Source organism: Blastococcus sp. SYSU DS0510 (assembly GCF_054050835.1).
The window spans coordinates 36,827-50,872 of the sequence record NZ_JBJHAC010000010.1 but is presented as its reverse complement, the minus strand read 5'-3'; the positions used below and the strand labels follow the sequence as shown (position 1 = coordinate 50,872).

Below are 14,046 nucleotides of genomic sequence, written 5' to 3'. Positions count from 1 at the left end.
GCGGCCCGGCACGGCGCGGCACCATCGCGGGAGCCGCCAGGACCAGTCGAGAGGCAGCAGACGATGAGCAGCACCGGACCTGCCGCGGCCCCCGGGCCGTCGCAGCCCCCGGTGCACGTCCCGGTGCTGCTGGACCGGGTCGTCGAGCTGATCGGGCCGGCCTGCGCCGCAGAGGGCGCGGTCATGGTCGACGCCACGCTGGGCCTCGCCGGCCACACCCTGGCCATGCTGGAGGCGCACCCCGGCCTGCGCGTCGTGGGGCTGGACCGCGACCCCGACGCGCGCGCCGAGGCGACCCGCCGGATCGAGGCCGCCGGTCACGCCGGGCGGGTGACGGTCGTGCCCGCGGTGTTCGACGAGCTCCCCGAGGTGCTCGACCGGCTGGGCATCGACGAGGTCCAGGGCGTGCTGTTCGACCTGGGTGTCTCCTCGCTGCAGCTCGACCGTCCCGACCGGGGGTTCAGCTACTCGGTCGACGCCCCGCTGGACATGCGGATGGACCCGGGCGCGCCCCGGACCGCCGCCGACGTCGTCAACACCTACCCGCCCCGCGAGCTGGCGAGGGTGCTGCGCGTCTACGGCGAGGAGCGGTTCGCCTCCCGCATCGCCGCCGCCATCGACCGGGAGCGGGCCCGGGAGCCGTTCTCCGGCACCGCGCGGCTGGCCGAGCTCGTCCGCGAGTCCATCCCCGCCGCCACCCGGAGGACCGGTGGCCACCCCGCGAAGCGGACCTTCCAGGCGCTGCGCATCGAGGTCAACGACGAGCTCGGCGCGCTGGAGCGCGCCCTCCCCGCGGCGATCGAGGCCCTCGCCGTCGGCGGGCGCGTCGCCATCATCACCTTCCACTCCTTGGAGGACCGGATCGTGAAGCAGACCTTGGCCGCGGGAGCGGCGGACCGCACCCCGCCGGACCTGCCGGTGCCCCTGCCCGAGCACGGTCCGGTGCTGCGGCTGCTCACCCGCGGCGGCGAGGCCCCTGGCGCCGCGGAGACGGCCGGCAACCCCCGCGCGGCGTCGGCCCGTGTCCGGGCCGCCGAGCGCATCCGGCGGGCGGCGTGACGCGCGCCGCGGCCGTGCGCCCGGCCCCCCCGCGCGCCACGCCCTCCCGCCACACGACCACCCGGGCCACCGGCCCGGCGCCCCGCACCTCCCCGTCCGGCGCGCGCGGCACCGGCCGGGCGACGCCGCGGCCCGAGCTGCGCCTGGTCCCCACCGGTGCCGCCGCGCGGCCGCGCCGGCAGGCCCGTGGCGCCGAGCGCTCCCGCAAGGCGCCGTTCGTCGTCCTGGTCGTGGCGCTCCTGGCGCTGACCACGCTCGGGCTCCTGGTGCTGAACACCGCCATCGCGGTGGACTCCCTCAAGGCATCCCAGCTGCGCGCCGACAACGCCGCGCGGGCCCAGGAGGTGCAGCGCCTCGAGCAGCTCGTCGTCGCCGGTGACACCCCGGCCGACGTCGCGCGGGCCGCCGAGGCCGCGGGGCTCGTCCCGGCCGGCGTCGCCGGCTACCTGGTGCTCGGCGGCGACGGGTCGACGACGATGCGCGGCACCCCCGAGCCCGCACCCGCGCCGGAGCCCGCGCCCGCACCCGCGCCTGCACCTGCACCTGCACCTGCACCGGAGCCCGCGCCCGCAGCCGCGCCCGAGCCGGGCCCCGCCGCCGAGCCTGCCGCCGAGCCCGCCCCCGCGGGCGGGAACTGACCCGTGCCGAGCAGCGTCCGCGGTCCCGGCGCCCGCACCCCGCGCCCGACGGCGACCGGACGGGGGGACAGCGGGCCGTTCGTCTCCCGCCGTGCCCCCGGGACCCGCCGCAGCAGCGGGGCCGGGCTGTCGGTCGAGCAGCGCGGCCGCCGCAACCGGTGGGGGCTGATCGTCCTCGTCAGCCTGCTCGTGCTCGTCGTCGGGCGGCTCGTGGTGCTGCAGGGCATCGACGGCGCCGCGTACGCCAGCGCGGCGGAGCAGGACCGGCTGCGCACCATCCCGCTGGCGGCGATCCGCGGGCAGATCCTCGACCGCGACGGCAACCCGCTGGCCTACACGGTCGACGCGTCGCGGGTGGTCGCCGACCCGACGATGGTCCGCGACCCGGCCCGCACGGCGCTCGCCCTCACCACCCTCCTCGACGTCCCCGTGCCCGAGCTCACCCAGAAGCTCTCCCAGGACAGCCGCTACGAGGTGCTGGCCACCCAGGTGGTGCCGGAGACGGCCGACGCGGTCGACGGGCTCGAGCTCGCGGGCGTCTACCTCCGGGACGACCCGGTGCGGCTCTACCCGGTCGGCGCGGTGGGCGGCCAGGTCGTCGGCTTCGTGGGCAGGGAGGGCACCGGGCTGGCCGGCATCGAGCAGACCTTCGAGGAGGAGCTGTCGGGCACGGCGGGCCAGCGGACCGTCGAGGTCGGCAGCGGCGGCCACCCGATCCCCTCGGGCATCGACGAGGTCACCGAGGCCGTCGCCGGCCGCGACGTCACCCTCACCCTCGACGAGGACCTGCAGTTCGTCACCGAGGAGCGGCTGGCGGAGGCGTGCGCCGACGGCGCCACCACCCGGGCCTCGGCGGTGGTCCTCGAGGTGGCCACCGGGCGCGTCGCCGCCATGGGGTCGTGCCCGGGCTACGACCCCGGCAGCTACTCCACGACCGACCCCGAGCGGCTGGGCAACCCCGTGGTGTCCGACGTCTTCGAGCCGGGCTCGGTCATGAAGGCGGTGACCCTGGCCGCCGCCGTCGAGGAGGGGTACGCGACCCCGGACCGGGTGATGACGGTCGACGGGCACATCCAGGCCGGCGACCGGGTGGTCACCGACGCGCACGACCACGAGCCGGTCGACTGGACGGTCACCGGCATCCTCGCCAAGTCCAGCAACGTGGGGACGATCATGCTGGCCCGGGAGGTCGGCGACGAGAAGCTCGAGGAGTACCTGCGGGCCTTCGGCATCGGCGAGAAGACCGGCATCGAGCTGCCGGGCGAGAGCCGCGGCATCCTCCAGGACTCGGCGGAGTGGAGCGAGGTGCGCGCGGCCAACGTCGCCATCGGCCAGGGCGTCTCGGTCACCACCCTGCAGATGGCGTCGGTCTACCAGGCGATCGCCAACGGGGGAGTGCGGGTGGAGCCCCGCATCGTGTCGTCGGTGACCGGCGCCGACGGCCGCCCCGAGGAGACCCCCGAGCCCGCCCGTACCCGGGTGGTCAGCGAGTCCACCGCCGAGCAGATGGCCTACATGCTCGAGGCCGTGGTCGGCAAGGGCGGCACCGCGCCCCTGGCCCAGGTCGAGGGCTTCCGCGTCGCCGGCAAGACCGGCACCGCGCAGCGCGCCAACCCGGAGTGCAACTGCTACGCCGGCGGCGGCTACGTGACCACCTTCGTCGGCTTCGCTCCGGCGGACGACCCGCAGTATGTCGTCGCCGTCGACCTGGAGCGGCCCACCAGCTCCGCCGAGGGCGGGCAGGTCGCCGCACCGGTGTTCGCCGACGTCATGCGGGCGGCGCTCATGGCCGACGGCGTCGTGCCCTCCGGCACCGGGCGCCCCGAGTTCGTCCTCACCGGCGCCCCCTGAGCGAGGACCCCCCTGCCCCGCCGCTCGCGTGTGCGGCGGGGCCCCGCCGCGGCGCCTGGGCGCGGTGACGTCGTGCGGACATCCACCGCCGGTAGATTGGAGCCCCGTGACCCCGACCGACCCCGGGACGGCCCCGCGGCCGACGGGGAACCGCCCGCTGCCCCTCGCCGCGCTGGCCGACCTCATCGGCCCGGCCGAGGGCCCCGGCACCGACGTCGCCGTCTCCGGGGTCACCCTCGCCTCCGGTGAGGTGGGGCCGGGCTTCCTCTACGCCGCCCTCCCCGGCGCCCGGACTCATGGCGTCCGCTTCGCGGCCGACGCGGCGGCCCGCGGGGCGGTCGCCCTGCTGACCGACCCCACCGGCCGGGCCGACGCGCTGGCCACGGGGCTGCCGGTCTGCGTCGTCGAGGAGCCCCGGCAGGTGCTCGGGGCGGTCGCCGACCGGGTCTACGGGGAGCCGAGCCGCCGGCTCACCGTCCTGGGGATCACCGGCACCAACGGCAAGACGACGACGAGCTACCTGGTCGAGGCCGGGCTGGCCGCCGCCGGCCGCAGCACCGGCCTGATCGGCACGGTCCAGACCCGCACGCGCGCCGCGGACGGCACCGTCACCGCCCTGCCCAGCGTCCGCACCACCCCGGAGGCGCCCGCGCTGCACGCGCTGCTCGCGGGCATGGCCGACGCCGGGGTCGGTGCCGTCGTCATGGAGGTCTCCAGCCACGCCCTGGTGATGGGCCGGGTGGGCGGCGTGCGCTTCGCCGCGGCCGGCTTCACCAACCTGGGCCGGGACCACCTGGACTTCCACCGCGACATGGAGGACTACTTCCAGGCCAAGGCGCTGCTCTTCGACGGCCGCGCCGCGGTCGAGGTCGTCGACGTCGACGACGCGCACGGCCGCCGGCTCGCCGGGCGGCCCGGCCGCCCCCGCCCGGTCACCGTCGCCGGCAGCGAGGGCGCGGCGGCCGACTGGACCGTCTCGGACGTCGCGACGGCGCCCGGTGGCGGCTCGACCTTCACGCTGCACGGGCCGGGCGGGCGCACCTGGCCGGCGCGCGTCCGGCTGCCCGGGCGGTTCAACGTGGCCAACGCCGTCCTGGCCGTGGCGCTGCTGGACGCCGTCGGCGTCACCGTCGAGGACGCCGTCGCCGGTCTGGCCGAGACCGTCGTCCCGGGGCGCATGGAGCCCGTGGACACGGGGCAGCCGTTCGTCGCCGTCGTGGACTACGCGCACACCCCCGACGCCGTGCGGACGGCGCTCGCCGCCCTGCGCGAGGCCACCCCCGGACGGCTGATCACCGTCCTCGGGTGCGGCGGTGACCGGGACCCCGGCAAGCGCCCCGAGATGGGCCGGGTGGCCGCCGAGGGCAGCGACGTGCTCGTCGTCACCGACGACAACCCCCGCTCCGAGGACCCCGCCGCCATCCGGGCCGCGGTGCTCGCCGGCGCCCGGGACGTGCCGGGCGACCGGCGTGCCCAGGTGCTCGAGGTCGGGGACCGCCGCGCCGCGCTGGCCGCCGCCGTGGAGCTCGCCCGCGCCGGGGACACCCTCCTGGTGGCCGGCAAGGGGCACGAGACGGGCCAGGAGGTGGCCGGCACGGTGCACCCCTTCGACGACCGGGCGCAGCTGCGCGAGGTGCTCGCCGCGTCGGGGACACGGGCATGATCCGCCTGTCGCTGACCGAGGTCGCCGCGCTGGCCGGGGGCCGGCTCGCCGGCGCGCCCGAGGGCGCGGTCACCGGGAAGGTCACCCTCGACTCGCGGGCGGTCGCCGCCGGGGACCTCTTCGTCGCCGTGGCGGGGGAGCGGGTCGACGGCCACGACTTCCTCGGGGCGGCAGCGGGCGCCGGCGCGGTGGCCGCGCTCGCCACCCGACCCGACCCGGCGCTGCCGTGCGTCGTCGTCGACGACCCGGTGGCCGCGCTGGGCCGGCTGGCCGCCGGGGTCCACGCGCGGCTGACCGCCGCGGGCGTGCGCACCCTGGCGATCACCGGCTCCTCGGGTAAGACCTCGACCAAGGACCTCCTGGGGCAGGTGCTCGCCGCGCACGGGCCCACGGTCAGCCCGCCGGGGTCCTACAACAACGACATCGGCCTGCCGCTGACCGTGCTCTCCGCCGACGCCGGCACCCGGTTCCTCGTCCTGGAGATGGGCGCCCGCGGGCCGGGGCACATCGCCCGCCTGTGCCGGGTGGCCCGCCCCGAGGTCGGCGTCGTCCTCAACGTGGGCTCGGCCCACCTGGGCGAGTTCGGCAGTGCCGACGGCATCGCCCGGGCCAAGGGCGAGCTCGTGGAGGCGCTGCCCGCCGACGGCACCGCCGTGCTCAACGCCGACGACGCCCGGGTGCTGGGCATGGCGGGCCGCACGGGCGCCCGGGTGCTCACCACGGGGCGCTCGGAGCAGGCCGCCGTCCGGGCCGTCGACGTCGCGATGGACGAGGGCGCCCGCGCGTGCTTCACCCTCGTCGCCGGCGGTGAGCGCCACCCGGTGGCGCTGCGGGTCGTCGGCGAGCACCAGGTGGCCAACGCGCTGTCGGCCGCCGGCGCCGCGCTGGCGGTCGGCCTGGGCGCGGGCGCCGTCGCCGCGGCGCTCTCGGAGGCCGGGCCCCGCAGCCGCTGGCGCATGGAGATCGACCGGCGCGCCGACGGGGTGACCGTCGTCAACGACGCCTACAACGCCAACCCCGAGTCGATGCGGGCCGCGCTCGCCGCGCTCGCCGGGCTGGCCGGGACCCGGCGCATCGCCGTGCTCGGCGGCATGGCCGAGCTCGGCCCCGACGCCGCCGCGGAGCACGAGCGGCTGGGCCGCGACGCGGTCGCCGCCGGGGTCGACCTGGTCGTGGCCGTCGGCGCCGATGCGGTAGGCATAGCGGGAGGTGCGACCGCCGCGGGGCGGCGCGCAGGAGAGGAGTCGGTGCACGTGCCGGACCGGGCCGCTGCCCTTGCGCTGCTGTCGGAGGTGCTGCGACCGGGTGACGTCGTCCTGGTGAAGGCCAGCCGGGCCCACGGCCTGGAACTCCTCGCGGCCGACCTGCTGGGCGGTGCCGCGCAGTGAGGAGCGTCCTGATCGCCGCGGCGGTCGGCCTGATCGTCTCGATCCTGCTCACCCCGCTGGCCATCCGCGCGTTCCGCCGGCAGGGCCTGGGCCAGGAGATCCGCGACGACGGCCCCGAGAGCCACCTCTCGAAGAAGGGCACGCCCACGATGGGCGGCACCGTCATCGTCGGCGCCACCGTGCTCGGCTACCTGGCCGCGCACCTGGTGTTCGTCGGCGAGTCCGGGTGGGGGTTCAGCGCCACAGGCCTGCTGCTGCTGTTCCTCATGGTCGGCATGGGCACGGTCGGCTTCCTCGACGACTACCTCAAGATCCGGCACCGCCGCAGCCTGGGCCTGAACAAGACCGCGAAGCTGGTCGGCCAGCTCGTCGTGGGCGTCACCTTCGCCGTCCTGGCGATCAACTTCCCGAACGCCGACGGCGTGGAGCCCGCTTCCACCGTCGTCTCCTACGTCCGCGACATCGCGCCGATGACCCTCGGCCCGATCGCCTTCGTGATCCTCGCCTACCTGTTCATCGCCGGGTTCTCCAACGCGGTGAACCTCACCGACGGCCTGGACGGGCTGGCCGCCGGCGCGTCGGCGATGGTGCTCGCCTCCTACATCGTCATCTCCTTCTGGCAGTTCACCCACGACTGCGCCAACGAGCTGATCGAGGGCTGCTACACCGTCCGCGACCCGCTCGATGTCACCCTCGTGGCCGCGGCGGGCATGGGCGCGTGCCTGGGCTTCCTCTGGTGGAACACCAGCCCGGCGCGGATCTTCATGGGCGACACCGGGTCGCTCGCGCTCGGCGGCCTGCTCTCGGGTCTGGCGATCGTGACCCGCACCGAGCTGCTGCTGGTGGTCCTGGGCGGCCTGTTCGTGGCGGTGACGCTGTCGGTGATCATCCAGGTGGCGTTCTTCCGCGCGACCCGCCGCCGGGTGTTCCGCATGGCGCCGCTGCACCACCACTTCGAGCTCGCCGGCTGGACGGAGAACACCGTCATCGTGCGGTTCTGGCTGGTCACCGGGATGGCGGTGGCGTTCGGTCTCGGCCTGTTCTACGCCGACTGGCTCAGCTTCGTGGGCCTGTGAGCGCCCCGTCCTCGCCCGTCGCCGGCCGCACCGTGCTCGTCGCCGGGCTCGGGATCTCGGGGGCGGCCGCCGCCCGGGTCCTGCTGGCCTCCGGCGCCCGGGTCCTGCTCGCCGACGCCGCCCGGCCGGGGGCGGTCGACGAGCTCACCGGCGCGGGGGCGGAGTGGCTGGGGGCCACCGAGGCGCTGCCCGAGGGCGTCGACCTCGTCGTCACCTCCCCGGGCTGGCGCCCCGACGCGCCGCTGCTGGTCGACGCCGCGGCCCGCGGGGTGGAGGTGGTCGGCGAGCCCGAGCTGGCGTGGCGGCTGCGCATCCCCGGCCCGGACGGCGTCCCCGCACCCTGGCTGGCGGTCACGGGGACCAACGGCAAGACGACGACGGTCACGATGCTCGAGGCCATCCTGCGGGCGGCCGGCCGCCGCGCGGTCGCCGCCGGCAACGTCGGCCGGCCCCTCGTCGAGGTGGTCACCGCCCGGGAGGAGGACGGCACCCCGTCCTACGACGTCGTCGCGGTCGAGCTCTCCAGCTTCCAGCTGCACTGGTCCTCCTCGCTCGCGCCGGCAGCCGCGGCGGTGCTGAACGTCGCCGACGACCACACCGACTGGCACGGCTCCTTCACCGCCTACCGCGACGCGAAGGCCCGCATCCTCGAGCGCGCCCCGGTCGCCGTCGGGGATGCGGGAGACCCGGTCGCCGCCGCGCTCGTCGCGGCGCACCCGCGGCCGGTGACGGTCACCCTCGGCGAGCCCGCCCCCGGCCAGCTCGGCGTGCGCGCCGGCGCGCTGGTCGACCGTGCGTTCGCCGACGACCCGGCGGGGGAGCCGCTCCTGGAGCGCTCGGCGCTGCCGGTCCCGGGGCCGCACAACACCGTCAACGCCCTGGCCGCCGCGGCCCTCGCCCGCGCCGCCGGGGTGCCGGCGGAGGCGATCGCCCGGGGACTGGCCGCGTTCACCGGTGGGGCCCACCGCAACGCCCTCGTCGCCACGGTCGACGGCGTGGACTACGTCGACGACAGCAAGGCGACCAACCCGCACGCGGCCGGGGCCTCGCTCGCGGCGTACCCGCGGGTGATCTGGATCGCCGGCGGGCTGCTCAAGGGCGCCGACGTGGATCCCCTCGTCGCCGCGGTCGCCCCCCGGCTCGCCGGCGTCGTCCTGCTCGGCCGCGACCGCGCCGTCGTGGCCCGTTCGCTGGCGCGACACGCCCCGTCGGTGCGGGTCGTGGAGGTCCCGAGCGGCCACGATGGCGGGATGGACGGGACTGGTGTGACGGGAGAGGAGACGATGACCCGGGTCGTCGCCGCCGCCGCCGGGCTCGCGCAGCCGGGGGACACGGTGCTGCTGGCCCCGGCCGCCGCCTCGATGGACGTCTTCCGGGACTACGGCCACCGCGGCCGCGCGTTCGCCGACGCGGTGCGGGCGCTGGGGGCCCGGCGGTGACCACCACCGAGCGACCACTGCGCGAGGCACGCCCCACCCGCGGCCGCACCCGCCCGACGGCTCCCCGCACCCCGCCGCCGCGCCGGTGGGCCGGTCCCGCGTGGCTCGACGGCCCGCTGACCAGCTGCCACCTGGTGCTGGGCGCCGCCGGCCTGCTGCTGCTCATCGGGCTGGTCATGGTCTTCTCCGCCTCCTCGATCGAGGCGGCGCTGGCCGACGAACCGGCGTGGGCCCCCGGCGTCAAGCAGCTGGTCCTGGCCTGCATCGGCCTGGGCGCGATGGTGCTCGCGATGCGGCTGCCGGTGGGCCTGGTGCGGCGCTGGTCGCCCATCGCGCTGCTCGTGGTGATCGGCCTGCTGGTGCTGGTGCTCGTCCCGGGCATCGGCCTGGAGCGGAACGGGGCCCGGCAGTGGATCCCGCTGGGCGTCACCGACTTCCAGCCCTCCGAGGCGGGGAAGCTGGTCTTCGCGCTCTGGGGCGCGCACGTCATCGCCCTGCGCGAGCGCTACCTGACGACGAAGTCGCTGCTGGTCCCGGTGCTCCCGGTCTTCGCCCTGCTGTCCTTCCTGCTCATCCTCGAGCCCGACTTCGGCGGGGTGGTGAGCCTGGGCCTGGTGCTCGTCGGCCTGCTGTGGGCCGGCGGGATGCCGATGCGCTGGTTCGGCGCGTTCGCGGCCGTCGCGATCGCGGCGATGGTCGCCATGGTGTGGGCGGCCCCGTACCGGATGGCGCGGATCACCGCGTTCCTCGACCCGTTCGCCGACCCCGACCACACCGGGTTCCAGGCGATCCGCGGCATGTACGCCCTGGCGACGGGCGGCCTCTGGGGGGTCGGCCTGGGCAACAGCAAGATGAAGTGGAACATTCTGCCGGAGGCGGAGTCCGACTACATCTTCGCGATCATCGGCGAGGAGCTGGGCTTCCTCGGCTGCCTGGTGGTCGTCACCCTCTACGGCGTCCTGGCCTACGCCGGCTTCCGCATCGCCCGGCGCTCGGCCGACCGGTTCGTCCAGCTCGCCTGCGTCGCGATCACCGTGTGGCTCATCGGCCAGGCGACCATGAACATGGGGTACGTGGTGGGCCTGCTCCCGGTGACCGGCGTGACCCTCCCGCTGATCTCGGCGGGGGGTACCTCGCTGGTCCTCACCCTCTTCATCGTCGGGCTGCTGGCCCGGTTCGCCCGCTCCGAGCCCGCCGCCATCGAGGCGTTGCGGACCGCCGAGCGCGGCCGCCTCGCCCGGCTGCTCGCCCCCGCCCCGACCGTCGCCGTCGACCAGGTGCGGCCCCGGCGGTCCCCGGCCGACGACGCCCCCGAGCGCCCCGTGGTCGGGGGTGCCCGCACCCTGCTGCACGCCCGCGGCGCCCAGCCCCGCCGGTCCCCGGCGCCCACCCCGGCGACGCGTGGCGCGGCCCCCGCGCGGCCCCGGCCGGTCTCCCGTGCCGCCACGCCCCTCCGCGAGCCGGCCCGCACCGCCGCTCCCCGGCAGCGGCCGGTCGTCCCGCGCGGTCGTCCGGAGGGTGGGCGATGAGCGCGGTCCGGTCGGTCGTGCTGGCCGGTGGCGGAACCGGTGGGCACATCGAGCCGATGCTCGCCCTGGCTGACGCGCTCCGCCGCCGCGACCCCGCGCTGCGGCTGACCTGCCTGGGCACCGCCCGCGGCATGGAGACCCGGCTCGTCCCCGCCCGCGGCTACGACCTGCGGCTCATCCCGCCCGTGCCGCTGCCCCGCACGCCCACCCCCGACCTGCTCCGGGTGCCCGGCCGGGTCCGCCGGTCGGTGTCGGAGACCCGCGCGGTGCTCGACGACGTCGCCGCCGACGTGGTGGTGGGCTTCGGTGGCTACGTCGCGCTGCCGGCCTACCTCGCCGCGCGGCGGGCGGGGATCCCGACCGTCGTGCACGAGCAGAACGCGCTGCCGGGGCTGGCCAACCGCATCGGCGCCCGCCTCGCCGCCCGCGTGGCGGTCACCTCGCCCGGCACGCCCCTGCACCGCGGCGAGCACGTCGGCATGCCCCTGCGCCGGGCCATCTCCACCCTGGACCGGGCCGCCCGCCGGGCCGAGGCCCGGGCGGAGTTCGGGCTGGACCCCGACCGGCCGACCCTGCTGGTCTTCGGCGGGTCCCAGGGGGCGGCCTCCCTGAACCGCGCCGCCGTCGCCGCCGCCGGCGCGCTGACCGAGGCGGGAGTGCAGGTGCTGCACGCCCGGGGGCCGAAGAACACCGACGTCGCCGTCCCCGCCCGCACGGCCGGGCAGGCGCCGTACGTCGTCGTCGACTACCTGGAGCGGATGGACCTCGCCTACGCCGCCGCCGACCTGGCGCTGTGCCGGTCGGGCGCGGTGACCGTGGCCGAGCTCTCGGCCGTGGGCCTGCCGGCCGCGTTCGTCCCGCTGCCGATCGGCAACGGCGAGCAGCGGCGGAACGCCCTGCCGGTGATCGAGGCGGGCGGAGGGCTCCTGGTGGAGGACGCCGACCTCGACGCCGCCTGGATCAGCGCCACCCTCCTGCCGCTGCTCACCGACCCCGCGGCGCTGGCCGGCCTCGCCCGGCACGCCGCCGCGGCCGGCGTCCCGGACGCCGACGAACGGCTGGCCGACATCGTCTGCGAGGTGGCGGGCTCGTGAGCGCGCAGGCGGTCGCCGACTGGACCGGTCCGGTGCCCTCCCTGCCGGAGTTGGGAGCCGTGCACTTCATCGGCATCGGTGGGGCGGGCATGAGCGGGATCGCGCGCATCCTGCTCGCCCGCGGCGTGCCGGTGTCGGGCTCGGACCGGCGGGACGGGCCCACGCTGCTGGCGCTGCGCGCCCTGGGTGCGCGGGTCGAGGTCGGCCACGACGGCGCGCACGTGGGGGGGGCCGACACCGTGGTGGTCTCCACGGCGATCCGGGCCGACAACCCCGAGCTCGTCGCCGCCCGGGAGCGCGGGCTGCGCGTGCTGCCGCGCGCCGTCGCCCTGGCCGCGGTGATGGCCGGGCGGCGCAGCATCGCGGTGGCGGGCACGCACGGGAAGACCTCGACCACCTCGATGCTCACCGTCGCCGTCCAGGCGTGCGGCGTCGACGCCTCGTTCGCCATCGGCGGCAACCTCAACGAGTCCGGCAGCAACGCGCATGCGGGGGAGGGCGACGTCTTCGTCGCCGAGGCCGACGAGAGCGACCGCTCCTTCCTCCTGCTCTCGCCCTTCGCCGGCATCGTCACCAACGTCGAGGCCGACCACCTCGACAACTACGGCGACCTGGCGGCCGTGGAGGCGGCGTTCGACCGGTTCCTGCAGACCGTGGACCCCGCCGGCTTCGTGGTCCTCTGCGCCGACGACCCGGGCGCCGCGCGGCTCGCGTCGGTCCCCGGCCCCGCACGGGTGCGCACCTACGGCACCGCCGCGGACGCCGACCTGCGGCTGCTCGACCTCGAGGTGGGCCGCGAGCACACGGTCTACACGGCGGTGCTGGACGGCGCCGTGCTGGGCCGGGTGCAGATCCGGGTGCCGGGTGAGCACATGGCGCGCAACAGCGCGGCGGCGCTGCTCGCCGGGCTGGAGCTCGGGCTGCCCGCGCGCGGTCTGGTGGACGGGCTGGCGCGGTTCGGCGGGGTGCACCGGCGGTTCGAGCTCAAGGGGACCGCCGGCGGGGTGCGGGTCTACGACGACTACGCCCACCACCCCACCGAGGTCGCCGCGCAGCTGCGCGCCGCCCGTGCGGTGGCGGGCGACGGTCGGCTCGTCGTCGCCTTCCAGCCGCACCTCTACAGCCGGACCCAGGAGTTCGCCGAGGGGTTCGGCGCGGCGCTGGGCCTCGCCGACGAGGTCGTGGTCATGGACGTCTACGGCGCCCGGGAGGACCCCGTGCCCGGGGTCACCGGCGCGATGGTGGCCGACGCCGTCCCGCTGCCCGCCGAGCACGTGCACTTCGAGCCGTCCTGGTCGGCCGCCGGGCCGGCGCTGGCCGCCCGCGCCCGTCCGGGCGACCTGGTGATGACGATGGGGGCCGGCGACGTCTCCATGGTGGGTCCCGAGGTGCTCGACGCGCTGCGCGCCGCGGAGGGTCCGGCCGGGAGGGACGACGCGGCGGACGCCGGACGGTGAACCGCACCGGCAGCACCACGAGCGACCGCACCCGCCGCACCCGCGGTCCGGCCGAGCGCCGCGCCGCCGACCGCCGGAATGCCCGGGTCGCCCCCCTGCCCGACCGCCGCCCGCCCCGGCGCCGCAGCCGCCACCGGCGCGTCCTCCAGGCCGCGGCGGCGCTGACCGTCGTCGCGGGGATCTCCTGGTTGCTCTGGCTCGGCCCGTGGCTCGCCGTCCGCACCGTGCAGGTCGACGGGACGGCGACCCTGACGCCCGACGGGGTGCTGGAGGTCGCGCAGGTGCCCGAGAGGGTGCCCCTGCTGCGCGTCGACCTCGGGGCGGTGGAGCAGCGGGTGGCCCGGCTGCCGCAGGTCCGCGACGTGCAGGCGGCCCGGGGCTGGCCCGACCGGATCGTGATCACCGTCGCCGAGCGCGTGCCCGTCGCGGTCGTCGGCCCGCCCGGCCGGCGGTCGCTGGTCGACGCCGAGGGGATCCTGTTCGACACCGTCACCGGCAGCGCGCCGCGTGGCGTGGTGCCGCTGACCGTCGACGACCCGGCGCCGGACGACCCGGCCACCCTGGCCGGGCTCGCCGCCATCCGCGCCCTGCCCGGGCCGCTGCGCGAGGACGTCGTCGAGGTCGCCGCGCCCGGACCGCAGTCGATCACGCTCACCATGGCCGACGGGACCGGGGTGGTGTGGGGCGGCGCCGAGGAGTCGGCCACCAAGGGCGAGGTGCTCGTCGCCCTGCTCGACCGGATCGCCGGCGGGGAGCTGGAGCCGGCCGGGCTCATCGACGTCAGCGCACCCGACGCCGTCGTCCTGCGCTGACCCCGGCGCACCCCCCACGGTGGCGGACCGTGGCCGCACG

General features: G+C 77.1%; 11 protein-coding genes. All 11 read left to right on the top strand.

What is annotated here, in order from left to right; translation table 11 throughout:
* Nucleotides 1-63 precede the first annotated feature (63 nt).
* The 11 genes from rsmH (at nucleotide 64) to ACI79P_RS09945 (ending at nucleotide 14,006) form a co-directional block, all read left to right on the top strand.
* Nucleotides 64-1,059, top strand: coding sequence for a 16S rRNA (cytosine(1402)-N(4))-methyltransferase RsmH (gene rsmH, locus ACI79P_RS09995; protein WP_456580893.1), 996 nt, complete (start codon nucleotides 64-66; stop codon nucleotides 1,057-1,059).
* Nucleotides 1,056-1,697 (top strand): hypothetical protein, encoded by a 642-nt coding sequence (locus tag ACI79P_RS09990; protein WP_456580892.1) that lies wholly within the window; start codon nucleotides 1,056-1,058, stop codon nucleotides 1,695-1,697. The genes rsmH and ACI79P_RS09990 overlap by 4 nt, the downstream gene beginning before the upstream one ends.
* Nucleotides 1,698-1,700: 3 nt before the next feature.
* Complete coding sequence (locus tag ACI79P_RS09985; RefSeq protein WP_456580891.1) at nucleotides 1,701-3,548, top strand: peptidoglycan D,D-transpeptidase FtsI family protein; 1,848 nt, start codon at nucleotides 1,701-1,703, stop codon at nucleotides 3,546-3,548.
* A gap of 106 nt (nucleotides 3,549-3,654) precedes the next feature.
* Nucleotides 3,655-5,211, top strand: a complete 1,557-nt coding sequence (locus ACI79P_RS09980; RefSeq protein WP_456580890.1) for a UDP-N-acetylmuramoyl-L-alanyl-D-glutamate--2,6-diaminopimelate ligase — start codon at nucleotides 3,655-3,657, stop codon at nucleotides 5,209-5,211.
* Nucleotides 5,208-6,599, top strand: coding sequence for a UDP-N-acetylmuramoyl-tripeptide--D-alanyl-D-alanine ligase (locus ACI79P_RS09975; protein ID WP_456580889.1), 1,392 nt, complete (start codon nucleotides 5,208-5,210; stop codon nucleotides 6,597-6,599). Before ACI79P_RS09980 ends, ACI79P_RS09975 begins: the two co-directional genes overlap by 4 nt.
* The gene (gene mraY, locus ACI79P_RS09970) at nucleotides 6,596-7,675 is read left to right on the top strand and encodes a phospho-N-acetylmuramoyl-pentapeptide-transferase (RefSeq protein ID WP_456580888.1); all 1,080 of its coding nucleotides are present in this window, start codon (nucleotides 6,596-6,598) and stop codon (nucleotides 7,673-7,675) included. Before ACI79P_RS09975 ends, mraY begins: the two co-directional genes overlap by 4 nt.
* Nucleotides 7,672-9,114 carry a UDP-N-acetylmuramoyl-L-alanine--D-glutamate ligase gene (gene murD, locus ACI79P_RS09965; RefSeq protein WP_456580887.1) on the top strand — a complete coding sequence of 481 codons (1,443 nt, stop codon included), beginning with the start codon at nucleotides 7,672-7,674 and terminating at the stop codon, nucleotides 9,112-9,114. The genes mraY and murD overlap by 4 nt, the downstream gene beginning before the upstream one ends.
* Complete coding sequence (gene ftsW, locus ACI79P_RS09960; RefSeq protein WP_456580886.1) at nucleotides 9,111-10,643, top strand: putative lipid II flippase FtsW; 1,533 nt, start codon at nucleotides 9,111-9,113, stop codon at nucleotides 10,641-10,643. The genes murD and ftsW overlap by 4 nt, the downstream gene beginning before the upstream one ends.
* The gene (gene murG / locus ACI79P_RS09955) at nucleotides 10,640-11,737 is read left to right on the top strand and encodes an undecaprenyldiphospho-muramoylpentapeptide beta-N-acetylglucosaminyltransferase (protein WP_456580885.1); all 1,098 of its coding nucleotides are present in this window, start codon (nucleotides 10,640-10,642) and stop codon (nucleotides 11,735-11,737) included. Before ftsW ends, murG begins: the two co-directional genes overlap by 4 nt.
* Nucleotides 11,734-13,194, top strand: a complete 1,461-nt coding sequence (gene murC / locus ACI79P_RS09950) for a UDP-N-acetylmuramate--L-alanine ligase (RefSeq protein WP_456580884.1) — start codon at nucleotides 11,734-11,736, stop codon at nucleotides 13,192-13,194. Before murG ends, murC begins: the two co-directional genes overlap by 4 nt.
* Nucleotides 13,191-14,006, top strand: a complete 816-nt coding sequence (locus ACI79P_RS09945; protein WP_456580883.1) for a cell division protein FtsQ/DivIB — start codon at nucleotides 13,191-13,193, stop codon at nucleotides 14,004-14,006. Before murC ends, ACI79P_RS09945 begins: the two co-directional genes overlap by 4 nt.
* The last annotated feature ends 40 nt before the right edge of the window (nucleotides 14,007-14,046 follow it).

Bases quoted from the DNA above. Each gene is read 5' to 3' on its own strand.
- rsmH (WP_456580893.1), top strand. From the start codon at position 64: ATGAGCAGCACCGGACCTGCCGCGGCCCCCGGGCCGTCGCAGCCCCCG.
- murG (WP_456580885.1), top strand. From the start codon at position 10,640: ATGAGCGCGGTCCGGTCGGTCGTGCTGGCCGGTGGCGGAACCGGTGGG.
- ACI79P_RS09975 (WP_456580889.1), top strand. From the start codon at position 5,208: ATGATCCGCCTGTCGCTGACCGAGGTCGCCGCGCTGGCCGGGGGCCGG.